This is a genomic window from Aetokthonos hydrillicola CCALA 1050 (genome assembly GCF_017591665.1).
Taxonomy (GTDB): Bacteria; Cyanobacteriota; Cyanobacteriia; order Cyanobacteriales; family Nostocaceae; genus Aetokthonos; species Aetokthonos hydrillicola.
The window spans coordinates 1-6323 of sequence record NZ_JAAKGC010000183.1; the positions used below are offsets into that span (position 1 = coordinate 1).

6 protein-coding genes are annotated in these 6323 nt (G+C 40.8%); 2 read left to right on the forward strand and 4 right to left on the reverse strand.

Annotated features, from left to right (window positions below; translation table 11 throughout):
• Positions 1-444 precede the first annotated feature (444 nt).
• Together cobQ and G4P69_RS34880 are read left to right on the forward strand one after the other, a co-directional pair.
• The gene (cobQ, locus tag G4P69_RS34875; RefSeq protein WP_208354504.1) at positions 445-1923 is read left to right on the forward strand and encodes a cobyric acid synthase CobQ; all 1479 of its coding nucleotides are present in this window, start codon (positions 445-447) and stop codon (positions 1921-1923) included.
• 11 nt (positions 1924-1934) lie between these two features.
• Positions 1935-2177, forward strand: a complete 243-nt coding sequence (locus G4P69_RS34880) for a 2Fe-2S iron-sulfur cluster-binding protein (RefSeq protein WP_208343966.1) — start codon at positions 1935-1937, stop codon at positions 2175-2177.
• Positions 2178-2280: 103 nt separating this feature from the next.
• Here G4P69_RS34880 and G4P69_RS34885 read toward each other — a convergent pair whose 3' ends face one another.
• The 4 genes from G4P69_RS34885 to G4P69_RS34900 form a co-directional block, all read right to left on the reverse strand.
• A complete protein-coding gene (locus G4P69_RS34885) occupies positions 2281-2727 on the reverse strand; it encodes an SRPBCC family protein (RefSeq protein WP_208343965.1) in 447 nt (148 codons plus the stop codon).
• Between the two features lie 84 nt (positions 2728-2811).
• The gene (gene zds, locus G4P69_RS34890; protein ID WP_208343964.1) at positions 2812-4251 is read right to left on the reverse strand and encodes a 9,9'-di-cis-zeta-carotene desaturase; all 1440 of its coding nucleotides are present in this window, start codon (positions 4249-4251) and stop codon (positions 2812-2814) included.
• A gap of 184 nt (positions 4252-4435) precedes the next feature.
• On the reverse strand, positions 4436-4606 hold the full coding sequence (locus G4P69_RS34895) for a ribbon-helix-helix domain-containing protein (RefSeq protein WP_208343963.1): 171 nt from the start codon (positions 4604-4606) through the stop codon (positions 4436-4438).
• Between the two features lie 1536 nt (positions 4607-6142).
• The coding region (locus tag G4P69_RS34900; RefSeq protein WP_208354502.1) for a hypothetical protein at positions 6143-6323 on the reverse strand (181 nt) is incomplete at its 5' end.

Sequence of the window (6323 nt, forward strand, 5' to 3'; positions counted from 1 at the left end):
CAAAAACCTTGGCGTACCCCTTCATGGCGCGATCGCATTATAGACTTTGTAATTCGTTGGTTAAGACTACCTTTCTAGAATTTAGGGGCGGAAAGTTAAAAATAATGAGTAAATGGGAACAATAATCACGGAAGCCTAAACTTTATCAGTTATCAGTTACCAGTTATCAGTTTTGGCTGTTCACTTGTAACTGATGACTGATAACTGAATTGCGGGGATGGTGTTTCAAGAAAAGTTTCAATTCCTGTCTCGTCCACAAGTCAGGAGGTTTTAAACCAATATTTATTCTGAACGCCAGATGCTTCAAGGAGGGCATTGCCGCCCAACGCACTGGCTCCTCCTGACTTCTGACTCCTGACTTCTGACTCCTGATAAAAAAGTCTCCTAATTGGCGTTCTTTCTCACCGCAGTGACTCACCAACAAACAACAAACTGATATTAATGATGAAAGCAATTATGGTAGTGGGAACCACCTCCCACGCAGGGAAATCACTTATAACCGCAGCAATTTGTCGCATTTTATCGAGACGTGGTTGGAGAGTAGCTCCTTTTAAAGGGCAAAATATGGCCTTAAATGCCTATGTTACCCCCAACGGAGGAGAAATTGGTTACGCACAGGCGGTGCAAGCTTGGGCGGCGGGAGTTGTTCCTTGGCTAGAAATGAACCCAATTTTACTCAAGCCTCAAGGCGATATGACTTCTCAAGTAATTATCAAGGGAAAACCTGTAGGCAAAGTCGGTGCGGGAGAGTACTATGAACAGTATTTTGACATTGGGTGGCGGGCAATAGAAGAGTCATTACAACAGTTAGCCACAGAATTTGATTTACTGGTTTGTGAAGGAGCTGGTAGCCCTGCGGAGATTAACCTTAAGCACCGAGATTTGACTAACATGCGGGTGGCGAAGTATTTGAATGCACCAACACTGCTAGTTGTAGATATTGACAGAGGTGGTGCTTTTGCGCATGTGGTGGGAACCTTGGAGTTACTAGATCCAGAGGAACGTGCCTTAGTGAAAGGTGTAGTTATTAATAAGTTTCGAGGACAGCGATCGCTCTTAGAACCAGGAATAAAATGGTTAGAAGAACGCACTGGTATCCCTGTTGTAGGTGTTATTCCTTACTTTGAAGAGATCTTTCCTGCTGAAGATTCTCTGGATCTATTAGAACGTAAAGCACAAAAATCACAAACCGAACTCAACATTAGTGTTATCCGCTTACCAAGAATTTCTAATTTTACTGATTTTGATCCGTTAGAATCCGAACCTACAGTTACAGTAAAATACATCAGCCCCAAGCAAGATCTGGGGCACCCAGATGCTGTAATTATCCCGGGTACTAAAACCACTATTCCTGACTTACTACTTATACAAAGAAGCGGTATGGCAGAATCAATTCAATACTATGCAGCCGCCGGTGGTACAGTATTAGGCATTTGTGGTGGTTACCAAATATTAGGTCAGATGATAGCTGATCCAGAAGGGATAGAGGGTCAAGCAGGTAGATATCAAGGATTAGGATTATTACCTATAAAAACTGTAATTACAGGACAGAAAGTTGCTCGTCAACGCCAAGTGACCTCTAATTTTCCCCAAATGGGCTTACCTGTGACAGGATTTGAAATTCACCAAGGGCGATCGCGTACAGAAACCCAAGGTGTAGATCCCCAAGCTTACCAACCTCTATTTGATGACGTTAACTTAGGGCTGGTAGATAGCTGTTTATCTGTCTGGGGAACTTATCTTCACGGAATATTTGACAATGGTCCTTGGAGACGTGCTTGGTTAAACCGTCTACGCCAACAACGAGGTTTAAAATCTTTGCCTACGGGTGTTCCTAACTACCGAGAACAGCGGGAAAATCTTTTAGATTCCCTTGCTACTGAAGTAGAACGTCATTTAGACTTAACACCATTTTTGTCTTGAGGCTATTTTTTATGAGTGTTCGTCACGTCCACTTTTTGCCAGATGAAATTACGGTCGAAGCCGAAGTAGGAGAACCAATGCTGGATGTAGCAGATCGTGCTGGCGTGTTCATTCCCACTGGTTGCTTGATGGGTTCCTGTCACGCCTGCACCGTGGAAATAGAAGATGGAGAAGTCGTCCGCGCTTGTATTAGTTCCGTTCCACCTGGAGGCGGAAAATTAACTGTTAATCTATTTAGTGATCCTACTTGGTAAATGGGCATAGGGCACCCCTGCGGGGAAGTCAAAAGTCAAAAGTCAAAAGTCAAAACTGGGTAAGATTTGTCTTTTTTCTCCCCTGCTAAGAGCTCCCTGCCCCCTACTCCCTATTCTGAGCTTCAAGAGCATACTCTCGAAACCTATCCATATCCTGTTTAAGGGTTGATTCTACTGCTCGCCCTAAAAACAAATTATCCATAATTTTACCGATAACACCAGGAATGCCGTAGGCAACAGTTAGCTTAACAATACTACTGCCATGGCGATCATAAAAGCGAATTGCTCCTCGATTCGGTAAACCGTCTATTGATTCCCACTGAATTATTTGATTAGGAATCACTTTGAGAATGCGGGATTTCCAAGTAAATTCCAGCCCACCAGTTTTCAATGTCCATAGAGACATCTCAGGATTATCGTTCGGAATCTTGACCGAATCAATCCACTTCATCCAGCGAGGCATCTGCTCCAGATCAGACCATAAAGTCCATACAAACTCTATAGGAGCCTCTACCTCTACCTGCACACTATGCTCTAGCCAATCAGCCATTCTTTTTGTGCCTTACCTAAGAGAAACCGAAGCGTGTAAAGTAATTAACAGCGAATCCTATTTACAACATATCTTAGTGCTTCGTTACTTCTTCACAGTCTCTAAAATTACTTTTGCTGCACGCCGCCCAGAAATCGTTGCTCCTTCCATACTATCGATGTAGTCTTGTTGAGTGTAACTACCCGCAAGGAAGAAATTAGAAACCGGCGTTTTTTGATCAGGACGATAAATATCCATTCCTGGTGCTTCTCGGTACAGAGACTGAGCAAGTTTTACCACACTATACCAAGTGACATTTAGCTCCCGTGATGATGGGAATAGCTCATGCACTTGTTTTTCGACATGAGATGCGATCGCTTCATTACTTTGTTTAATAAACGGATCTCCTGGCGTGAGCACCAGTTGCAGCAAAGAGCCTTGCCCTTGTTTATAGTAATCAGCAGGGCTAGTCAAAGCTAAATCCGCAAAACAAGAAAAGTCAGCATCAGCAGTATACAGTAAATTATCTATTCCCGTAGCATGATCAAGCTGTTTACGTTCAGCAGCATTATGCAGTTCTGTTACCCAGCCGTCAAACCGCAATTGTACTGTTGCTACTGGGACTGTGTCTAATTTATAAATATTGTCAAATTCTGGCCACTTACGCCACTCTTGAGGTAGGAGACGCTGGATTCCTGGAACATCACAAGCAGCAACGTAAGCATCAGCAGTGACGAGTTCTTCTGTTTCCCCATTTGTCAGCACTATACCACTAACCGTGGTTTGTTTATCTGACTCATTAAACTTGATTTCCTTCACTCTACGACGAGTGTAGATTTTTGTACCTCTAGCTTCTAAATATTCCAGAAGTGGCTTATGCAGGTACTCATAGGGAGAGCCTTCCAACATTCGCAGTACAGAGGCTTCGCTTCTGACGGCAAATAGTTGGAAAATGGTCAACATACAACGGGCAGAAATGTTTTTGCAATCAATAAAGCCGAGGGCATAGGCAATAGGATCCCACATCCTTTTAAGACTACCCTCACTACCGCCGTGTCTGATGAACCAATCAGCAAAACTAACTTTGTCCAAGTTGCGGATAGTTTTCATTGCGCCGTCGAAATCAACCAAACCACGTACTATAGGGCTAATACCGAGGGCGATCGCATTTTGCAATTTATCCTGTAAAGAGAGTTGAGTAGTGGTGAAAAATGCTTTTAACCCATTGAAAGGCGCACCTGCAAAAAAGCGAAAATCTAGAGCCCCAGTCTTTCCCCCTTTGTTAACAAAGGTATGGGTATGTTCTTTCAGACCTAAATTTTCTAATGCTCCTACCTTCTTCATCAAGTCATACAACTGATAGTAGCACCCAAAAAACACATGTAACCCCATTTCAATATGGTTACCATCACCATCAACCCAACTGCCTACTTTACCACCAATAAACGGACGAGACTCAAAAATCTGGACTTCACAGCCAGCATCAGCTAAATCTACAGCCGTTGTTAGCCCAGCAAGTCCCGCACCTACTATCGCAACGCGCATTCTGTTTTCCCCACTCAGTTTCTTTACAGATTTTAACTAAAGTTGGTGTCAGAATTTGCTAGCAGGGCGGGTTTTATTTGCAAGGCTCTTCAGCAGACACGATTTCTTGTTAAACCTGCCTGAGCCCACCCATATATTGGTTATTACTAAAAAACAACCGAACAAAGGAAAAAATACTTACTCCCTAACTGCCTATATCTTTAATGTTACTAGATGTTGGTAACCCTCTAATAAGCTCCCGAATAACATCTGTTGCAGGCCTACCTGTCTGCTGACAATAGTGTTCTAGTTTTTCAGCTTCCTGTGCTGCTAAATTCACAGTAATACGTTTTACCGCCCATTTCTTATTAGTCATTTTCTTCTGTTGGTTGCTGTATATTAACATGATTTCAGGACTCTAAGTGACGATGAGAAGGATGAAGATTAGAAGGATAAGATTATCAAAGTTTTTGTCAGTAAACAAGCTGTTTTACGAGTTTTAAAAAATATATAGCTTGTTTGGTGAATGATGTCATTAATCCTTCCTGTGGGATAGCAAAAATATCCTAAAGTTACAGCTAGTCAGGATGAACTCAGCAAGCACATGACGGAAGCTCAACTTAGAATTTGGGATTCTTCCTGCGAGGCTTACTGTTAACTTAAGTCGTGAAAAATGTTTGACATTTTTTCAGTTGCAGTTCGCCAAAAGCCTTCAGTGAAGAAAGATTTGATCATACTTAAGACTACCTTAATCAGGTATTTGCTGCTTGAGCCGTAAAGTGCTTGACTATTTTCTGTCCTTGCTGGTGGAACATTTTGCAAATTAGCTTATGCTATAGTTTGAAGCTAACTTAAAACTTTGCACAGAGAAAATAATTCCTTTTGCATCTCAGTAAGGTGAGTGAACGGTGATGATACTTCCTTCCATGGAAGGATATCCAAAAGCAGATCGAACAATATCTAGTAGATATTGGGTATTTCTTAAGTATTATTGACTAATACACTTACGCAACTCGCGCAAGAACAATAAGTTTCGTATAGCTTGATGAGTTTTTGTACAGCTAATGAAAAGTACCGTTGTAATACAGATGCTGTCATAAAATCGTGATTTCCAGGTGAGTAGGTTAAATATAGCCTGCAGATCATTTGCTTATGCTCAGTATTTACTTGGAGTTTCTGTAAATCACTCTTAGTTAATTCCTGCGCAAAAAATGCAGTCGTATACTTATTTCTTATCCCTGAAAGATGTTTTGACTTATCGCAGAAAAATTTCTTTTCAAGCGAGCTATTATTCATCGACATAGATAGAGAGAGATTGAAAATATTTTTTTATTCTATACGTATTTGGCCTATTTACCGATTTTTTCAAGTAATCTTTATTTAGGTTAAGTATTAAATTACGACGGTGGAGAATTCATTAAATAATTACAAAGACAGCAGATTAACTTTAAAGTTAAAGTTAACTTTTTTACAAAACAAAAGTTTTTCAATGAAAAAATCCAATAAAGTTATATTAGTATAGATTAAGTAAGTCAGCACACATAAATCATCATCCGCTCACAGATGAGTGAGAACTCAAGCGCTTACAGGAACTGGCTTTCTCGAAGGGTAGGTAAACTACAAAACTTTACATGCTTGAGATGATTGTCGCCAACTTACTTAACCCTGTAAATGAAAATGACGCTATCAAACTAAAATTGATACGTAGAATCTTATAGTTATTTTTTATGCTAACGGCTTTACATGATTTAAAGCCTCGAAAGCTATAAATCTAGATTTATCGAACTATTGGCTTTCTTTTGTAGACAGATATAAGTACTCTAGCAGAATTAATTACACACATTTTTTGCGTGTTGGGGATTCCCTCTGTTTATTAATGAATTTAATTTTGTCGACCTACTTACCTATGTCGTTAAGGTTCCAATACTGCACGGGGTTTTGGAAACTTGTAGGTTGGGTAGAGCGCCTGCGAAACCCTTATAGATGTTGGGTTTCGTTCCTCAACCCAACCTACGTTAAACTTAAGTTTTTGGCAAAACCCGTGCAGTATTGGTTTAGGTTCTACTAACAAGGAACAGGGTAAGATCGGAAGA